The 17,176-nt window shown below is 64.4% G+C and carries 14 protein-coding genes; 5 read left to right on the top strand and 9 right to left on the bottom strand.

Features of this window, described 5'->3' with window-relative positions; genetic code table 11:
* Nucleotides 1-25: 25 nt before the first annotated feature.
* The 4 genes from HBN54_RS08335 to HBN54_RS08320 all read right to left on the bottom strand — a co-directional run bounded on the left by HBN54_RS08335 (nucleotide 26) and on the right by HBN54_RS08320 (nucleotide 4,538).
* A complete protein-coding gene (locus HBN54_RS08335) occupies nucleotides 26-877 on the bottom strand; it encodes a phytanoyl-CoA dioxygenase family protein (RefSeq protein ID WP_168672744.1) in 852 nt (283 codons plus the stop codon).
* Between the two features lie 58 nt (nucleotides 878-935).
* Complete coding sequence (locus HBN54_RS08330; RefSeq protein ID WP_168672743.1) at nucleotides 936-1,886, bottom strand: glycosyltransferase family 2 protein; 951 nt, start codon at nucleotides 1,884-1,886, stop codon at nucleotides 936-938.
* A gap of 173 nt (nucleotides 1,887-2,059) precedes the next feature.
* Entirely contained in the window at nucleotides 2,060-3,331 is a 1,272-nt protein-coding gene (locus HBN54_RS08325) for an MATE family efflux transporter (RefSeq protein WP_168672742.1), read from the bottom strand.
* 217 nt (nucleotides 3,332-3,548) lie between these two features.
* Nucleotides 3,549-4,538: a hypothetical protein gene (locus tag HBN54_RS08320; RefSeq protein WP_168672741.1), complete on the bottom strand. Its 990-nt coding sequence runs from the start codon at nucleotides 4,536-4,538 to the stop codon at nucleotides 3,549-3,551.
* A gap of 192 nt (nucleotides 4,539-4,730) precedes the next feature.
* Between HBN54_RS08320 and corA the strand changes: the two genes are divergently transcribed.
* Nucleotides 4,731-5,936 carry a magnesium/cobalt transporter CorA gene (gene corA, locus HBN54_RS08315; protein ID WP_168672740.1) on the top strand — a complete coding sequence of 402 codons (1,206 nt, stop codon included), beginning with the start codon at nucleotides 4,731-4,733 and terminating at the stop codon, nucleotides 5,934-5,936.
* Between the two features lie 81 nt (nucleotides 5,937-6,017).
* On the opposite strand, the gene HBN54_RS08310 is transcribed toward corA, so the two are convergent.
* Entirely contained in the window at nucleotides 6,018-7,067 is a 1,050-nt protein-coding gene (locus HBN54_RS08310; protein WP_168672739.1) for an AAA family ATPase, read from the bottom strand.
* A gap of 199 nt (nucleotides 7,068-7,266) precedes the next feature.
* Entirely contained in the window at nucleotides 7,267-10,029 is a 2,763-nt protein-coding gene (locus HBN54_RS08305) for a hypothetical protein (protein WP_168672738.1), read from the bottom strand.
* A gap of 135 nt (nucleotides 10,030-10,164) precedes the next feature.
* Here HBN54_RS08305 and HBN54_RS08300 point away from each other — a divergent pair, with 135 nt between their 5' ends.
* The 3 genes from HBN54_RS08300 to HBN54_RS08290 all read left to right on the top strand — a co-directional run bounded on the left by HBN54_RS08300 (nucleotide 10,165) and on the right by HBN54_RS08290 (nucleotide 12,974).
* A complete protein-coding gene (locus HBN54_RS08300; protein ID WP_168672737.1) occupies nucleotides 10,165-10,758 on the top strand; it encodes a hypothetical protein in 594 nt (197 codons plus the stop codon).
* A 125-nt stretch (nucleotides 10,759-10,883) separates the two neighbouring features.
* The gene (locus HBN54_RS08295; RefSeq protein WP_168672736.1) at nucleotides 10,884-11,414 is read left to right on the top strand and encodes a hypothetical protein; all 531 of its coding nucleotides are present in this window, start codon (nucleotides 10,884-10,886) and stop codon (nucleotides 11,412-11,414) included.
* Nucleotides 11,415-11,495: 81 nt separating this feature from the next.
* Nucleotides 11,496-12,974, top strand: coding sequence for an APC family permease (locus HBN54_RS08290; RefSeq protein ID WP_168672735.1), 1,479 nt, complete (start codon nucleotides 11,496-11,498; stop codon nucleotides 12,972-12,974).
* Nucleotides 12,975-13,137: 163 nt separating this feature from the next.
* Here HBN54_RS08290 and HBN54_RS08285 read toward each other — a convergent pair whose 3' ends face one another.
* The 3 genes from HBN54_RS08285 to HBN54_RS08275 form a co-directional block, all read right to left on the bottom strand.
* Nucleotides 13,138-13,845: a carboxypeptidase-like regulatory domain-containing protein gene (locus HBN54_RS08285; protein ID WP_168672734.1), complete on the bottom strand. Its 708-nt coding sequence runs from the start codon at nucleotides 13,843-13,845 to the stop codon at nucleotides 13,138-13,140.
* Between the two features lie 291 nt (nucleotides 13,846-14,136).
* Nucleotides 14,137-14,562: a hypothetical protein gene (locus tag HBN54_RS08280; protein ID WP_235955447.1), complete on the bottom strand. Its 426-nt coding sequence runs from the start codon at nucleotides 14,560-14,562 to the stop codon at nucleotides 14,137-14,139.
* A gap of 72 nt (nucleotides 14,563-14,634) precedes the next feature.
* The gene (locus HBN54_RS08275; protein ID WP_168672733.1) at nucleotides 14,635-15,426 is read right to left on the bottom strand and encodes a DUF547 domain-containing protein; all 792 of its coding nucleotides are present in this window, start codon (nucleotides 15,424-15,426) and stop codon (nucleotides 14,635-14,637) included.
* Nucleotides 15,427-15,816: 390 nt separating this feature from the next.
* Between HBN54_RS08275 and HBN54_RS08270 the strand changes: the two genes are divergently transcribed.
* On the top strand, nucleotides 15,817-17,151 hold the full coding sequence (locus tag HBN54_RS08270) for an NAD(P)/FAD-dependent oxidoreductase (protein ID WP_168672732.1): 1,335 nt from the start codon (nucleotides 15,817-15,819) through the stop codon (nucleotides 17,149-17,151).
* Nucleotides 17,152-17,176 lie beyond the last annotated feature (25 nt).

The following is a 17,176-nucleotide window of genomic DNA, read 5'->3' as shown; positions in this document are numbered from 1 at the left end:
CGCTAAGAAAGCTGGTTCGGCGGCATCAGGCGGGCCAGAAGCGCATTTCGAGCGACACCCGGGTGGCATCGGCGTTGAGATTGGCGGCGGCCCCGTGCAGGAGGTAGGGCGAAAACACCAGCACCTCGTCGGGGCCGGGGTTGGGGCGCAGGGGGTGCAGCGGGCGCACCGGGCGCAGCACGCCGGGCACCGTGTAGGCCACGCCGTGGTAAATGGCCCCGCCGGCCGTGCGCTCCACGGCGCTTTCGGGCCAGTGGTGGCTGCCGGGCACCAGCACCAGCGACGACTGCGCGGTGCTGCCCGCCACGGGCAGGTAAATATTCAGGGCGTTGCGGTAGCGCGGCAGCCAGGCGTCGCGGTGCAGGGGGTTTTGGTCGGAGCGGTGGGGCCGCACGATGCGCAGGTGGAACACGGCCTCGTTCACGTTTGGGTTGTGCGCCCGCACCTGTTGGCCGCAGGCGGCGCTCACCAGCTGCTCCAGCAGAGCCGGGGCCACGGGCAGGCGGGCCAGGTCGTAGGCTTTGGTCTGGGTGATGACGGCCAGGTGGCGGGCAGGGTCGTCGCCCACGGCGTGGTGGTATTGCGTGATGTCGAAATCGGGGGCTACGGGGCAGCCGGCGGCCCGCAGGGCTTCGCGCAGCAGCTCGGCCAGGCCCGCTTGCAGCTGCCGTTGGGCGCCGCCGGACAGGCCCGGCACCACGGCAAAGCCCGCCGCCGCCCACGGGGCGCGGGCACTCAGGTCGGTGTCATGGGCCAGCAGCACCTGCTCGCTGGCCACGGCCACGGGCGCGCCCTCTACCCGGTAGGCCAGGGGCTGCCCATCGAGGTGCAGATGGTCGAAGGGCATGGCATCGGCGGCCGGGTCGGTCGGATTCATGGCGGGGTAGGGCTCGCGGTAGACGTTGGGATTGGAGTCGTCAAAATTAACAGGAAATCTACTCCAACAGCTTACTCCACGCGGCCAATGCGCGGTCGAGGAGCGTGAGGCGGGTGGTTTGGCCCAGCAGCTGGCTCAGGGCACGCGCTTCGGCGTAGCGGTGGCGGCGCACGGCCTGGCGCAGCTCCCAGCGCAGGCGTACGGCCAGGGCGGCACGCTCGGCGGGGGTGCGGGCCAGGGCCAGGGCTTTGGTGCAGACGCGGATGGTGGAGGCCAGGTAGGGGTCGTGGCGCTGGTAGGCCTTGGCGCTCATGCTGCGCGGGTGCTTGCGCTTGCGGGTGGTCACTTCGTCGAGGTACAGAAATTGCCAGTCGCGGCTGGCCCGCACCCAGAAATCGAAGTCCTCGTAGGCCAGGGTATCGTCGTAGCCACCCAGGCTTTGGAGGCAGGCGCGGCGCATCATCATAGTGGGCGTGCTGATGAAGTAGCGCCGCAGCACTTCGGCAAAGACCCAGCCGCTGGCGGGCGCGGGGCGCAGCTGGCTGGGGCCGTTGGGCCGGTGGTGCAGGCCCAGCGAGTGGCCGGCTTCGTCAATGAGCTCGCAGTTGGAATACACCATGCCTACTACTGTGTCGGCGGCCTGAAACTGCGCTACCTGCTGCGCCACCCGCGCCGGCAGCAGCACGTCATCGGTGGCGAAGTCAATCACGAGCTCACCTTCGCTTTGTAATAAGGCAGTATTGAAGGCGCGGCAGTTACCCACGTTTTCGGGCAGCAGCAGCAGGTGCCAGGTGGGGTGGCGGGCGGCGTATTCGCGCAGGATGTCGGGGCTACCGTCGGTGCTGGCATCGTCCACGAGCCATACCTCCAGGTGCGGGTAGGTCTGGGCCAGAATGGAATCGAGCGCCTCGCGCAGAAACGGCGCGTGGTTGTGGCACAGCGCGATAATGCTGACGCTGGGCGCTTCGCTTAATGGAGCATGAGGAAAGAAGGATGCGGAATTGGGCATGAAACGACAGGCGGCAAACGGGAGCACAAGATTAATTCACCAAGGACTTACGCAGTCAATGGCTGGCCGGCACATCGGCGCATAAGTCTTAAGTAAATAGTCAGTAATAAGTAGCCAATACTCAGATTGCAGCTATCTAAAAATCAGTCAATTGATTACTGATGAATGACTAATTATCGCCCTTCAGCCTTATTACTAATCAGGTGCAGCGTGCCGCACGCCAGCAGCAGCAACCCATACCGCACCGCGTGCGCCCACACCGCTCCGGCCAGCCCCAGGCGCGGCAGCAGCACCGCCAGCAGCACCGCAAATACCGCCGCCGAGCCCGCCTGCACCGCCACGTACGGCCCCGTACGCGCCCGGGCCGTGAGCTGGAAAATGAACAGCCAGCTCAGCAGCTTGGCCCAGTCGCCGAGCAGCTGCGGGGCCAGAAACTCCCGCGCCCCCAGCAGCCGGGGCGCAAACAGCAGCGGCAGCAGCCAGTCGCGGCACCAGAATATCAGCCCCAGGCCCACGGCCAGCACCGGGGCCAGCAGCGCCAGTACACCGCGCAGGTAGCGCCGCGCCGCCAGCGGCTGGCCCGCCATAGCCGCCAGCCGGGGATAAAAGACACTGCTCATCACCGCCCCAAATACCATGGTGTAGTTGTCCGAGAGCTTGGCCACAGCCTGCCACAAATCGGTGCGGGCCGGGCCGAAGGTGGCCAGCAGGTAATCGCGCAGCACGTAATCCACGGCCTTGCCGAAGAGCAGCGTGCTCACGGCCATCAGCAGGAACTGGCTGAGCCGGCGCAGCGCCAAGCGGCTGACGGGCGCAGCCGGCCGCAGATGCCGCAGCAGCCCGGCCCGCGCCGCCAGTCCCAGCGCCGGCAGCAGCGTGAGGCCCTGCGCCACCAGGTAGGCCAGCACCACCACCCGCAGCGGCCAGCCGCCCAGCAGCGTGGCCGCCGTGGCGGCAGTGCCCAGCACGGCCAGCGTCACCGACAGGCCGATATAAGCCTGCAACCGCCCCGCCGCCAGCAGCGCCGAGCCCAGCAGCGCCTGGCCGGTAATCAACGAAATACCCAGCATGAACACCACCAGGCTGCCCCACCCCCAGCCCAGCAGGCCCCGCGCAGCCAGCACCCCGCCCCCGGCCAGCAGCGCCGCCGCGTTCAGCACGGTGGCCGCGCCCAGCCAGGCACGGTAGCGCGGACTGCCCGGCCGCAGCGGCGCGAGGTACTTCACCAGGCCCACCTGCACGCCATCGTACGGCAGGGTGGTGAGCAGGGCCATCAGGTTCTGGAACTGGGCCAGCAGGGTGAGCCCGCCGGCCGGCGCATAAGTAGCAAACAGCTTGTTGACGATGAGCGAGCCCGCCGCCCGCGCCGCCACCGCCACGCCCGTGCCCAGCGAGCCCCGCACAAAGTGCCGGATGGGTGATTTAATGGGAGCAGTAGTGGGCATAGGAGCGCAAAGAACGGAAACTCCCCTCCTTACCAAGGAGGGGACGCCAGCGCGAAGCGCGGGCTGGGGCGGTTGCAGGCGTTGAACGGGTTCTGTGTGGCTCAGCTTCGTTCAGTTGATGCCGATGCTACCCTCCGGTGGCACCACCCCAGTGGCCGCGCTTCGCGACCACGTCCCCTCCTTGGTAAGGAGGGGAGTTTCCGCTTCACTTTTCTCCCTACAGCTCCCGCTCCCAGCTCAGCCGCAGCCCCGCCACGCCGCCCAGATGCCGCTTGAACCGCAGCAGCGAGGCATTAGGCCCGGTATCCAGCGTGGAAGTGCCGAGGTCGAGCACCGCCATGTCGCTGGCTTTGGCGAAGGCGTGCAGGCCCTCATTCAGCAGCACGACGGGGCTGAAGGAATTGCAGCGCAGCGGGCTGGCCGGGTAGAAATTATACAGCACCAGCTTATCCACCTGAATGGCCACGGTGAGGGCCGCCCACTCCCCATCGGCCTGGCGCACCGAGAACAGGAAATGCTCCTTTGGGAAGCACCGAAACAGCTCCTGCACCCGCGCCAGGGGCAGCGACAGCTCCTGTCTCCGCTCCTGCCGGCAGGCCTGGATAAAGGCGTAGGCCGCCGGCAGCAGAAACGGCGGCTCCTGCTCGAAGTGCAGGCCGGCCCGGCGGCACTTGTGCAGCCGGCGGCGCTCGGAAGGGTGCAGGTGGGCTTCGTAGGGCAGTGCGGGGTCGAGGTGGTAGTTCTGCTCGGCCAGGGCCACGCGGTAGTGGCGCTGGCGCAGGGCCTCGGCCAGCGTGGCGGCGCCGGTGGGGTCGTAGGCAAAGGGGTAGCCGCGCAGGGCCAGCCGGCGCACACCCCGTTGGCGCAGCGCGGCTTCGGCGGCATCCAGCAACAGGTGCAGGGCGGCCAGCGACAGGCCGGGTGCCAGCTGCACCCCGCCAAAAGGGGCCTGCGCGGGGCTGTGGGCCGCGCCGGTGGCTGCATCGAAGGCTACGTGCAGCTGCGCCACGGTGCGGCCGGCGGCGGGGTCTTCGAGGTAAAAGCTGAGCACCGGGCCGGCCGCCGCCTGCAGGGCCTGGTGCGCGGGCCGCAGGTACAGAAACGACTCGAAGGCCAGCGGCAGCCGGGGCTCGGCCGGGCCAAGGGGGCCGCTTTCGGCCACGGCTACGACCAGCGCCGCCGCGCGGCCCATCGCACCCGCTTCCATTGCAACCAGAGAATCCGTACTTTTCAACGCTTAAACGTGTGGCTTTCCCGGCAAAGTACGGCACAGAATGAGTGCCCGGCACTGCCCTACGCTTCGCTTACATGCCTGCTGCCGGCCCAATGAAGACATCTTCATCGCATCGCCACGCGTAAGGGCCGAAATTGCGCCTTGCTTTCGCTTCTTCCCTGCTGCATGAATCCTCTCAGCTCTTCTCCTCAGGCCGCGCCCAACCGCTCGCCGGCGCTCACCGAGCCCGCCGGTACCGCCCCTTACAGCATCGCCGACCGGGAGGCCACCCGGCTGGCCCGCGAGCAGCAGGTGGGCCAGCGCCCCGGCACGCTCAACATTCGCCCCGGGGCCCTCAAGCCGCGCCTGTTTCTGATGTCGTACAGCGACGGCAACTTCACCGAAGCCGAATACACCGACCGCTACGACGAGCTGCTCGACCAGCTGCGCCAGCACGCCGAGCTCAAGCACTGGATTGACGTGCGCGGCTACGGCAACCTGCCTCTCATTGAGCGCATGATGCAGGATTTTGGCCTGCACCCGCTGCAGATGGAAGATGTGCTGAACGATTACCAAAGGGCCAAAATCGACGTTTTCGACGACAACCGCCTGTTCATGGTGTCGCGCATGACCGATTTCACCCGCAGCCTGGAAATCGACGACGACCAGCTTTCCATCTTCACCGGCCCGAACTACGTGCTCACGTTTCAGGACGACTACGACGATTGCCTCGATTCGCTGCGCACCCGCATCCGGGCCAATTTCAGCAACCTGCGTCGCCAGCCGGTGCTCTACCTGGCCTACGCCCTCACCGACGTGGTGCTCGACCACTACTACCCCACCATGGCCGCCATCGGCGACTACATCGAGGACCTGGAGGAAGCCATTTTTGCCGACCAGCGCCCGCGCCGCCTGCTCAACCGCATCCTGCGCATTAAAAAGGATGTGGTGCGCTTCCGTCGGCTGGTGTACCCGGAGCGCGACAAAATCGCGGAAATCCTGCGCCTGCCCGAGGAAATCATGCCCGAAAACCTCAAAATGTTCTACCGCGACGCCTACGACCACGCCATTCAGGCCCTGGACCTGGCCGAAAGCTACCGCGACAACATCTCCTCGCTCACCGACCTGTATATGTCGGACCAGGGCAACCGCATGAACGAGGTAATGAAGGTGCTCACCATCATCAGCACCATTTTCATTCCCCTCAGCTTCGTGGTGGGCCTCTATGGCATGAACTTCCAGCACGTAGACGAGCACGGCCACATGCTGCCCCGCAACATGCCCGAGCTCTACAGCCCCTGGGGCTACCCCATGGTGCTGCTGGTGATGTTTGGCGTGGTGGCTATGCAGCTCTACTACTTCTACCGCAAGGGCTGGCTGACAAATAGGTAGGTTTTCATTTAACATTTATCAATTAACATTTAAACAGCCGTTCAACGAGCCAGAAATGACCCGTTGAACGGCTGTTAAATGTTAATTGATAAATGTTAAATGACTCTGCACCTGCGCTACCCGCTCGGCCACGGTACCCTCTACCAGCGTGTAAGGAATGTTGAAGTAGTCCAGCTGCATCAGTATCATGCCGTGCTGGAAGCTGCGGAGTGCCTCGGGGCCGCGCCAACCGTCCTGCTCGAAGGGCACGGTGGGGGCGCACACGAAGGTGTGGGCATAGCGCTGCCCGCACACGGCCGCCATGGCTTGCAGGGCCGGGTCGCAGCGATGGAAATAGTAGTAGGAATACAGTGCCGTGGTGGCCGCGTTGGTATCGCAGAATAGCACGCCGTGGGCCTGGGCGGCAGCTTCGTCCTCCAGCTCGGCGTGGCGGCGGGCAATGTAGAGCAGGTCATCGTAGTCGAGGTTACCGTTTTTCTGCTCGTGCAGGGTACGGCCGTATTCGGGCACCCACACGGTAGCGCAGGCCTCGGCCAGCGCCGCGCACAATGTCGATTTGCCGCTGCTTTCGGCTCCCAGAAATACCACGCGCGGCACCTCAGTGGGCGGCACCACGCCCAGCTGCGCGGCTACCAATGGGTGCAGGTGACGGGCATATTTCATCGGGTTGTTGCGTACCAGCGTGCCCGATACGGGCACCAGCTGGCGGGCATTATCCACGGCGACATGGGCCACGCCCAAATGCGCGGCGAAGCCCGGCCCGTAGTCCTCGCTGCTGAAAATCACATCCACTACCAGGCCCTGCCGGGCCAGCCACTGGCGCACAAACTCGCGCTGGGTGGTATAGTCGGCGGCGTCGGGCGGTACCCCGTCGGCCTCGGCGGTGAGGGCGAAGATGCGCAATGGCGTACGGCCAATGCGCGGCCCATCGGCCAGCTTATCGCCCCGATACAGCTCGCGCAGCCACTGGGCGCGCACGGGCGCGGGCATCGTTTCAGAATCCGGGCGGGCATACACCAGCACCAACAACTCGGCGACTTGGGCAGCAGCGGTTTCAAGCAGCAGCTGGTGGCCCCGGTGCGGCGGCCAGAACTTGCCGACCACGAGGCCGGTGCGGGCGGAAGAAGTCATGCTTTTTTTATTTACCAAAACGTCCTGTTGAGCGCAGCCGAAGCATCGCTACCGAGTAGCTGCTCCTTGTGATTGGATTACCTCCCTGATTGGATTATTGCTGCGATAGAGATACCCCGACTGCGCTCAGCACAAAGGCTTTATACCATGTGAACCCGCCATTCCATCAACCCACCAACCAGCCATTCCACCAACTCACTTACTGCGCCAGTTTCAGCTCGGTGCGGCGCAGCTCACGGCCCACAATGCGGACTAGCTGGTACGCATCCGTGGTGGCGTCGTAGCTGAGGCCTATACCAGTGCCGGTGCTGGGCAGCGGCGCATCGCCCAGCAGCCGGCCCTTGCCATTATAGAGGTACACCTGGCCCGGGCCGGGCTCCGTGACGGCCACCAGCCGCCGGCCATTGCTGAAATCGAAGAGCTGCACCGGCATCTCGCCCGAGGTTACGAAGCGCTGGGTGAGCAGCGGGGCCGCCTGATTGGGCAGATACACATCGAGCTGGTTACCATCTTCGCGGGTAACTACGAAGCTGCGGCCCCGGGCATCGGGCACCAAGTGAAAGCGGGCGGTGCGGCTCCAGGTAGCCACCCGGCGGCGGGTCAGGATGTCGCCGCTGAGCGTGAACGTCACCAGCTCGCCGTGCTGGTTCATGGCGGTGAGGTGGGTGCGGCCCAGGGTGGTGCCGGCCTGCACCAGCAGGTTGCCGGCCAGCCGCGCCCCCAGGCTCAGCGGAAAGCCCGGGAACAGGTTGCCCTGGCCATCGAAGGCATACACGTAGCCGTTCTGGAGGGGGGCCACCACCACATCGCGCCCGCTCACGCTAAGCAGCGCGGGCTCGCCGGCCAGCGGGAAATCGAGGCGCTTGGGCTGCCAGCCGGGGAAGAGGTGGCCCCGGGCATCGAGCAGCCGCAGCTCGTGGCCGGCAGTGCGGGCCAGTAGGCGGGCGGGCGCATCGGGGCCGGCGGGGGCAGCCAGCAGCGCGGCGATGTGCACGGTATCGGGCAGGTTGAGGGGAAAGGGCAGCACTTCGCGGCCGTCGTTGGCCAGCAGGTGCAGGCGGTGGCCCGCGCCCAGCAGCAGGCCGCCCGGCACCCCGCCGCCACTGGGCAGCAGCGCCTGGCCCACGGCCGGCCCGGCCAGCGTATCAGACCACAGTACCGCATTATCGGCGCTCACGAAGTGCAGCGTACCGGCCGAGTCCTGCACCACCACGGCCGGAATGCGGGTGCCCAGCGCGGGTAGCACCGTGGGCATTCCCACCAACGAGTGCTGAAAAGCCAGCACTCGGCCATTGGCCGCCGCGCCGCCGGCCTGCGTGATGGCCGGGCCCAGGTCGGGGTGGCGCAGCAGCAGCTGGGTATAATATTGGGCATCGGGCGCGGCCTCGTTCTCGGCTGGCATCAGCTGGAAGGCGAACTGCGGGAAACGCTTGAACAGGGCCTCGTTGCGCAGCAGGCCGGCCCGGCGGTCTTCGGTGAGTACGCCCAGCAGGGCGTTCCAGCTATTGCGCGTATCCACGAAAATGCTCAGGCGGGCGCGGGGCAGTGTTTCCTGCAGGAAAGATACCTGGGCCGGGGTCTGGGCCCAGGTGCGGCCGGCCATCACGTCGGCAAGGTAGCCGTTCAGGGTCAGCTCATCAGAAAGCACGAGGTAGCTGCCCACCAGCACGCCGGCGCTGGCCGCCACTTCTACCGCGCCGGGGCGGGCCGGGGCCAGCAGCGGCCCCAGCACCTCCGCCTCCGTGAAGCCGACAGGGTGGATTTCGTAAGGCCCCACTTTGGTGAAAGCGGGCGAGCTGCCCTCGATGCGGCGCAGGCGGGCCAGCCACTGGGCCGTGCGTGCCGGCGCCGGGCAGCGCACCAGCGCCAGCCGCCCCGGCCGGCTGCCCGCCGCCACGGCGGCCAGGTAGCCAATGGCCATCTCACCCCCAAAAGTGGCCCGCAAACTGTCCAGCGCGGCATTGCGCCCCAGCGAGTCGACCAACGGCGTGCCGGCCCGGGGCCAGGTGCGGGCCGGCTGGGCGGCCAGATGCAGCAGCAGTGCCGTGCGCGTGCTGATGAACTCGCTGAGCCGCAGGGGCTGCGCCGGCTGGCCGCTCAGGCGCTGCTGGAGCGCCCCCCGGGCCGTTTCGGGGTTCGAAAACCCCTGGAGCTGCGCCCGGCTACCATCCAGCTTCAGGCCCAGCAGGCCCTGCGACACCAGCCCGGCGAGCTGGTCGACCTGCCCGTGGGCATCGCGCCGAAACAGCACGTCGAGAAACTGCGGCAGGCGGCGGTAGTTAATCAGCAGCGAGCCATCCACGCCGCGCAGCTTCAGCAAATCGGTGGTGCCAAAGCTGGCCAGCACGGTGGGCGCATCGGGGTGGGCCAGGCGGCGCACCACCGCTTCCACCAGGCCGGCATTAGTGCTGATGAGCAGGTGGTTGCGGTAATTGAAAACGGTGAGGCTCAGCTCGCTTCGCCGCTCGGTGAGTACGGTCAGCTCCTGGCCTTCGTAGTCGCGGGTGGCGAGGCGGTAGCGGGCGTCACGACCCAGGGTTTCGAGCAGGCCGCGCACCTGCCGGTACTCGCTCACGCGGCTCAGCGGCACCTGGTAGAGCACGTCGAACTCGCCCGGCCCCGTTACGTGCACCGAGGTGATGACCAGCTTGCGGCCCAGCAGGTTGAGCAGGCCGTTGCGGCGGCGCGAGTTGCCGCCGGCCAGGCTGTCGGCCAGGGCCAGGTGGCCGGCCGCCTGCTGGAAGTAGCGCACGGCCGTGAGGTTGTCCCATAGCTCGGTTTCCTGCAGATGGCGCACCAGCGTGGGGTGGTCGTGGGTGCTGAGGACCAGCACGGCATCGTCGGGCACCAGGGCGTAGGGGTCGACGGGCACGGCCGCCAGCGTGCGCCGGTAGTAGACGTACGTGGCCAGCGTGAGCAGCAACAGCAGCGTGGTGAGTAACGCCAGAAGCTTTCGGGACATGCAGGGGACAGCGGATGACGGGCGACGAAAGTACGGCGGGATGCGGTTTGGCCGATGGGCGGCCCCGCGCCGGCTTGTTTTTAGAACGCCCTGCACCGCGTATCTTTCTGCTGAATACCTCTCCCCTGCTTCATCATGAACAACTGGCCCAAGGCATTAACCGGCAACGCGGCCCGCCTCCTGGCAGGGCTGGCCCTGCTGGCGCTGCCGGCCTGTTTCCAGCTGCGCGAGCCCGAGCCCGCAGCCACGGCCAGCGAGTGGATTCAGCCCACCCAGATTGATATTCTGCTGGCCAACTTCACCACCGCCGTGCAGAGCGTGAACGTGGGCAACTACGAGCGCACCTTCAGCGGGCCCGACTACCGCTTCGTGCCCGACCCCACCAGCGCCGGCTCCTCGCCCGCCCTGTTTGCCAACTGGAGCGTGCCCGAAGAAACCACTTACTTCAGCAGCCTGCGCCGCCGCACGGCCACCGGCACCGCCAACACGCTCACCCTCAGCGGCCGACGCGACCAGCTCTACACCACCGATTCGGCCGAGGTTTCGGCCCTGTACCAGCTCAAAATCACGCAGCAGGACACGGCCTTCCGTGCCGGCCTTTTGCAGGGCAACATCCGCCTCATCCTGCGCCGCCGCAACAACGAGTGGCGCATCGTATCCTGGCGCGACCAGCGCACCACCCCCGGCCTGTGCTGGACGGATTTGAAGAAGTACTTCAGCTCGCATTGATGCGGTGCTTTAATTAGAAATTATGAATGTGAATGATTGAGCTGCAGTCGAGCCCAGCTTCCTCATTTTTAATTTATAATTCGTAATTTTTAATTTAAGCGTAGCGCCCGCGTATATTTCGCCTCATGAAATTACCGTCCCGTCCCACTGTGCTGCTCTCGGGCATTGTGCTCATGCTGACGGTTCCGGCGTGCAACCCTTTCGCCCCGGCCCTCGACGAGGTGCCCGCCGACCAGAACGAGCTGCTGGGCAACCCCGTGTACGTGCGTGGCTTCTTCGACCGGTTCCGGTCGGCCTACCAATTGCGCGATTCCACCCTCTACGGCCAGCTGCTTTCGCCGAAGTTCAAGTTCACCTACCGCGACTTCGCCGCCAACCTCGACCGCTCCTGGACCCGCGACGTGGATGCCAACACCACCTACCGCCTCTTTCGGGCCGCCCGCTCCATCAATCTGCAATGGACACAATACCTGCCCAGCTCCGACACGCTGGCCTCCGACACGCTGGCCAGCGTGGAGCGCTCCTTCCTGCTCACCATTGAGCAGCGCGACAACGAGCGGTTTTCGGGCTCGGGCACGGCCCGGCTGGTGCTGGTGCGCAAAAACCGCAACGACCCGTGGCGCATGCGCAGCTGGTACGACCGCAGCGAATTTTAACGCTTTTCCGGCTTTTAATTGCGAGGCCCGCCTTCCACGGCGGGCCTTTTCGTTTTCTTTGACAAAAATTCCTGCTTTTATATGACCGAACCTCAACCCGACCAACCGCATTTCAAGCGGGCCATCAATCTTTTCGACGCCATTATGCTGGTCACCGGCAGCATGATAGGCTCCGGTATCTTCATTGTTTCGGCCGATATTGCCCGGCAGGTGGGCAGCGCCGGCTGGCTGCTGGTGGTGTGGCTGCTCACCGGTTTCATCACCATGGCCGGGGCCATCAGCTACGGCGAGCTGGCCAGCATGTTTCCCAAGGTAGGCGGGCAATACGTGTACCTGCGCGAAGCCTTCGGCCGCCTCACCGCCTTCCTCTATGGCTGGACGCTGTTCCTCGTTATTCAAACCGGCGTGATTGCGGCCGTGGCCGTGGCCTTCGCTAAGTTCACGGGCGTGCTCCTGCCTTATTTCAGCGTGAAGAACCTGCTGTTTAAAACCGTCAGCTTCGAGTTCAGCAGTGTCCAGCTGCTGGCCATCGTGCTCATCATCGGCATCACGGCCCTCAATGCGCAGGGCGTGCGCACCGGCAAGATTATCCAGAACGTGCTGGGTAGCACCAAGCTGGTGGCGCTGGCCTTGCTCATCATCTTCGGCGTGGCGCTGGGCCTGAACCACGAGGCTATATCCGCCAACTTTGCCGACCTCTGGACGGCCACCCGCTACCCGGCCCCGGGCGTGAGCGCCGCGCCGCTGCCCATCAGCGGCTATTCGCTGGTCATTGCCATCGGCATGGCCATGACGGGCTCGCTCTTTTCCTCCGATTCGTGGAACAACATCGGCTTCGCGGGCGAGGAAATCCAGAACCCCGAGCGCACGCTGGTGCGCAGCATGGCCATCGGCACGGCCATCGTCACGGCCCTCTACATCCTCATCAACATCGTGTACCTGCTGGTGCTGCCCCTGCACGGCGCGCCCGAAGCCGCCACGCTGGCCGGCCGCGGCATTCAGTACGCCACCGACGACCGCGTGGCCACCGCCGTAGCCGAATCGGTACTCGGCAAGGCCGGCGCTTACGTCATGGCCGTGCTCATCATGCTCAGCACCTTCGGGGCCAATAACGGCATCATTCTCAGCGGCTCCCGCGCCTACTTTGCCATGGCCAAAGATGGCCTTTTCTTCCCCGGCCTGGCCCAGCTGAACGGGGCCGGCGTGCCCGGCCGTGCCCTGTGGGCCCAGTGCCTGTGGGCCTGCCTGCTCTGCCTCAGCGGCTCCTACGGCCAGCTGCTCAACTACGTGATGTTCGCCGTGATTCTGTTCTACGTCGTCACCATCATCGGTATTTTCGTGCTGCGCCGCACCCGGCCAGAGGCCCCGCGCCCCTACCGCGCCTGGGGCTACCCGCTGGTGCCGGGCCTCTACGTGCTGCTGGCCTCGGCCTTCTGCATCATCCTGCTCATCGCCCCCGACACCGCCGAATTCTCGCGCCGGGGCCTGGGCCTAGTGGCGCTGGGCCTGCCGGTATACTTCCTGTTCGGCCGCCGCTTTGGAGGCAAGGCCGAAGCTTAGCACCGATTCTTTCCTTCCGACGAAGGAGAAATCTGAAGAAGACACGTTACGTTTTCACCCAGGTTCCTCCTTCGTCGGAATGTCAAACCGCTATTTCATTGGCACAAAAAAAGGCCTCCCGCACTGGGAGGCCTTTTTTTGTGCTGATAACTTGCCCGGAAGCTTAGCGGCGCTTGCGGCCGGTTTTGGCGCGGGGCGTGAGGGTCACGTTTACGGGCTTGCCGCCGCTGTTGCGCAGCACTTCGTCGTCGTAGCCGCCGTAACCGTAAATGAGCGTGTTGTCGCCGCTGGGCACTTCCATGGTATAGTTGCCGTTGGCGTCGGTGCTGGTGCCTTTGCTGCTGCCTTTCAGCAGCACGGTGGCCCCCACCAGCGGCCGGCCGTTCTCATCCTCAATCTTGCCCGACATGGTGACGGTAGTGGGCGCGGCGGGCTCGGGCGCAGCTACGGGCGCGGGGGCCGGGGCATCTTCCACGGGCGCGGCCGCATCGGTTACAACGGGCGCAGCAGCGGCCATGGCAGCCGGGGCGGCAGTGGTCGTTTTGGTGGTCGTTTTGGTAGTGGTTTTGGCGGAGTTTTCTTCTTCGGCCACTACCGGGGTGGCTTTGAGGCCGGCGGCAATGCTGTCGGCCGCAGTGGGGGCCGTGGCCGTCACGGCCGCATCGTCGAGCATAAAGGTGGGCGTGACCGAAGCCATGCCGCTGCCGCCGCCCTTGGGCAGGGCCACGTAGCCCAGCACCAGCGCCAGAATTACGCCTACCAGAATGTAGGTAAGCTTGTTATTACCTCCCGACACAACATCCTCATCCTGAGCATCCAGATTTGGATTGTAGGGCTCGTTATCAACCTTGGGTAGATTTTCTGAATTCATCGTAAAAAAGTAAACTGTGGATTAAAGCTTGCGCAGATTTTTTTATTGGTCAAAGACACCTTTCCAAATAGGCTGCGCAAGTTAAGCTTTTGCGGCGTTATCTGCCCCGGCTTCTCTTTTTTTTGGAGCAGTAAATTATCGCCGGAGTCCGGATGCGATTGTTGATGACCCATGCCCGCCTAGTACCTTGGTGGCTAAGGCATAAGCAAGCCGGGCCGGAGCCGCCCGACCGTAGTCATGGCGGGCTCCGGCCCGGCTGGTCGATTATTGCATTACGCGTCTGGCAACGCCTTACTCGGCGGAAGCTTCGCCGTCGCTGACAGGCTTGGCGGGGCCGCTGGGGGCCTTTTCACCAAATTTCTGCTCCTTCGTGCGCAGCTTGTCGAGCTCGTAGCTGCCTTCGGCTTCAAAGCCGGGGCCCTGGGCCTGCTCGCCGGCCGTGGTGTGGTTGTTGCCGCCCTGCGGGGTGGTTTCGGAGCCGCCGATGTGGAGGTTTTCCAGCTGGTCCTTCTGGTTGTTGCGCTGGGTGTAGCCGTTGGGGCCCACGTTGCGAGCGGCAGTAGGGTCATTGCTGGCTTTGCCGTTGCTCTCTTCCTGCTGGTACTCTTTCTGTTTTTCCAGCTCTTCGTTCTTCGGAAACTTCTTGTTTTCAGTGATGTCGGCGTGTTCGCCTTCGTTGGGGTCGGTGCCGTCGCCGGAGATGTTATCGGGAATCATAAGCTGGGAAGACTGAGGATGAAGTGTCTCTGGCTTACGCAGGCCCCGGCAATGCGTTACGCCCGACGGGGCTTATTTGCTGGCCACGGTTTCGGCGTCGGTGCGCTTCTGGTCGTTCAGCGTCCAGTTGTAGGGGTAGTATTCGACGGTATACCAGGTGGGAATGCGGCCATTCTTGCGGAACTGGTTCACGTACATCACCCCGGTTTTGCCGCTGGTGCTGAAGTCGCCCTCGTACCATTGGAATATTTCGGGCAGCCGCACGAGTTTATTCGCATCGTCCACCTTCACATAGCTGGGGTCGAGCAGGGCAAATTGGGCCTGGTTGTTCAGCTGCACAAACAGGTCTTTGCCCACGTAGGCGGCGCGGCTCAGGCGGGGGCAGCTGTTGGTGCCACATACCAGGGCAAAATGCAGGCGCGGGTCGTCGTAGATTTTACGGAGCTTGTCGGTTTCAATCTGGTCGAGGGTGAGCACCTCGCGGCCAACGCGCATCTGCGCACGGTTGAAAAAGCCGGGCATGTCCTGCACGGACGTGAGCGGGTAGTTTCGCACTATTTCGCCGATTACCAGTGTATTGTAGGCGTTCAGATAGAAGGCGTATTGGTCGGCCATCTCGGCTTTGCTCACGTCGAAACCGGCAATATTGCTCAGTAGCGCGTCCAGCATTTCGGGGTTTCGCTGCAGGGCTTCGTAGTTCACTTTGCCCTCCTTGTTCACAAATTTTTGCAGGAAGGCCGTCGTCTGCGTAGTAATGGACGTAGCTGTGAGGGGCGTACCGGTGCCGGCCGCCGCCGTACCACCCAAAATCAGGCTCAGCAGCAGCACGGCCCAAAACTTTCCGAAAGTGTAGAAGGATTTCATAAAATTGGAAGTGTAGCAATTGTTTGAAGACTCGAAACTTACTGGCGAGTGGAAGCATCGGATTCGCCCTTTTTTAACTTTCCCATTTTGAAACAGCCCCGTTTTCCCGTTTCCGGCATTCTGACGAGGATTATGGGTTGAAGGAATATTTTTTCCAAAAAATAGTCTGGCTTTTTTAGGTTGGTCGTTCATTTCAGGTTGTTCATCGGGTGAAAACCCACTTTCACAACGCAACATGCTAGCTGGCCCGACTATATTCCTAAACCAGCCGGCTGCGATGCCCGGCGCGTAGTGGCTTCACCCGGCGTTCTCCGGGCCCAAATCTTCGGGCCGCCATCCGGCCAACCTTGTCGCTACATTTGACACCTGACTTTTCTCCCTTCCCATCCCATGCACCTCGTCATTCTCGGCAACGGCATTACCGGCGTGACGTGCGCCCTCACAGTGCGCCGGCTGCAGCCCGAAGCCCGCATCACGCTGGTATCGAGCGAAAGCGCCCACCACTACTCCCGCACCGCGCTCATGTACGTGTACATGGGCCACCTGCGCGCGCAGGACATTAAGCCCTACGAGGACTGGTTCTGGAATGAAAACCGGCTGGCCCTGGTGCACGCCACCGCCACCGCGCTCAACACCGCCGAGAACCTACTCAGCCTCGCCGACGGCACCACCCTCGCCTACGACCAGCTGCTGCTGGCCACCGGCTCCGAAAGCAAGCTGTTTGACTGGCCCGGGCAGGAGTTGGCCGGCGTGCAGGGCCTGTATAACCTCCCCGATTTGGAAGCCATGACCCGCGACACGCACGGCATCAGCCGGGGCGTGGTGGTGGGCGGCGGCCTCATTGGTGTAGAGCTGGCCGAAATGCTGCACACCCGGGGCATCGAGCCCGTGGTGCTGGTGCGCGACGCCCGCTACTGGGGCGCGGTGCTGCCGCCCGAAGAAGCCAACCTGGTGGACCGCCAGTTCCAGGAAAACCACATCTCGGTGCGCTACCAGACAGAGCTACGCGAGATTCTGGGCGATGCCCAGGGCCGCGTGCGCGCCGTGGTGACCACGGCCGGCGAAGAAATTGCCTGCCAGTGGGTGGGCCTGGCCACCGGCGTCACACCCAACCTCGCGCTGGCCAGCACCTCGAACGTGGAAACCGACCGGGGCATTCTGGTCGATGAATTTCTGCGCACCAACGTGCCCAACGTTTTCGCGGCCGGCGACTGTGCCCAGCACCGCCAGCCCGGCGCGGGCGAGGTGCCCATCGAACAGCTCTGGTACACCGGCCGGATGCAGGGCGAAACCGTGGCCCACACCATTTGCGGGCAGGCCACGCCCTACCGACGCGGCATCTGGTTCAACTCGGCCAAATTCTTTAACCTCGAATACCAGACCTACGGCTACGCTCCGGCCGGCCCGGTGCCGGGCCTCAGCAGCTTCTACTGGGAGCACCCGGGCAGCCGGGCGGCGGTGCGGGTGTATTTCCGCAGCGAGGCCCCGCACGCCGTGGTAGGCTTCAACGCACTGGGGCTGCGCCTGCGCCACGCCGTATGCGAGCAGTGGATTGCCCGGCGCACGCCCGTGGCCACGGTCATGAGCCAGTTTGGGTCGGCCAACTTCGACCCCGAGTTTTTTCCGCAGCACGAAAAAGCCATCGTGGCCGATTACAACCGGCAGTTTCCCGGGCAGCCCGTGGCCCTGAAGCAGCGCAAAGGACTTTTTTCAATTAAAAATTAATAATTAAATATTCCGTTTTTGGCGA

The sequence above is a fragment of the Hymenobacter artigasi genome (assembly GCF_012275535.1).
Lineage (GTDB): Bacteria > Bacteroidota > Bacteroidia > Cytophagales > Hymenobacteraceae > Hymenobacter > Hymenobacter artigasi.
This window is presented reverse-complemented; position numbering and strand designations above follow the sequence as displayed.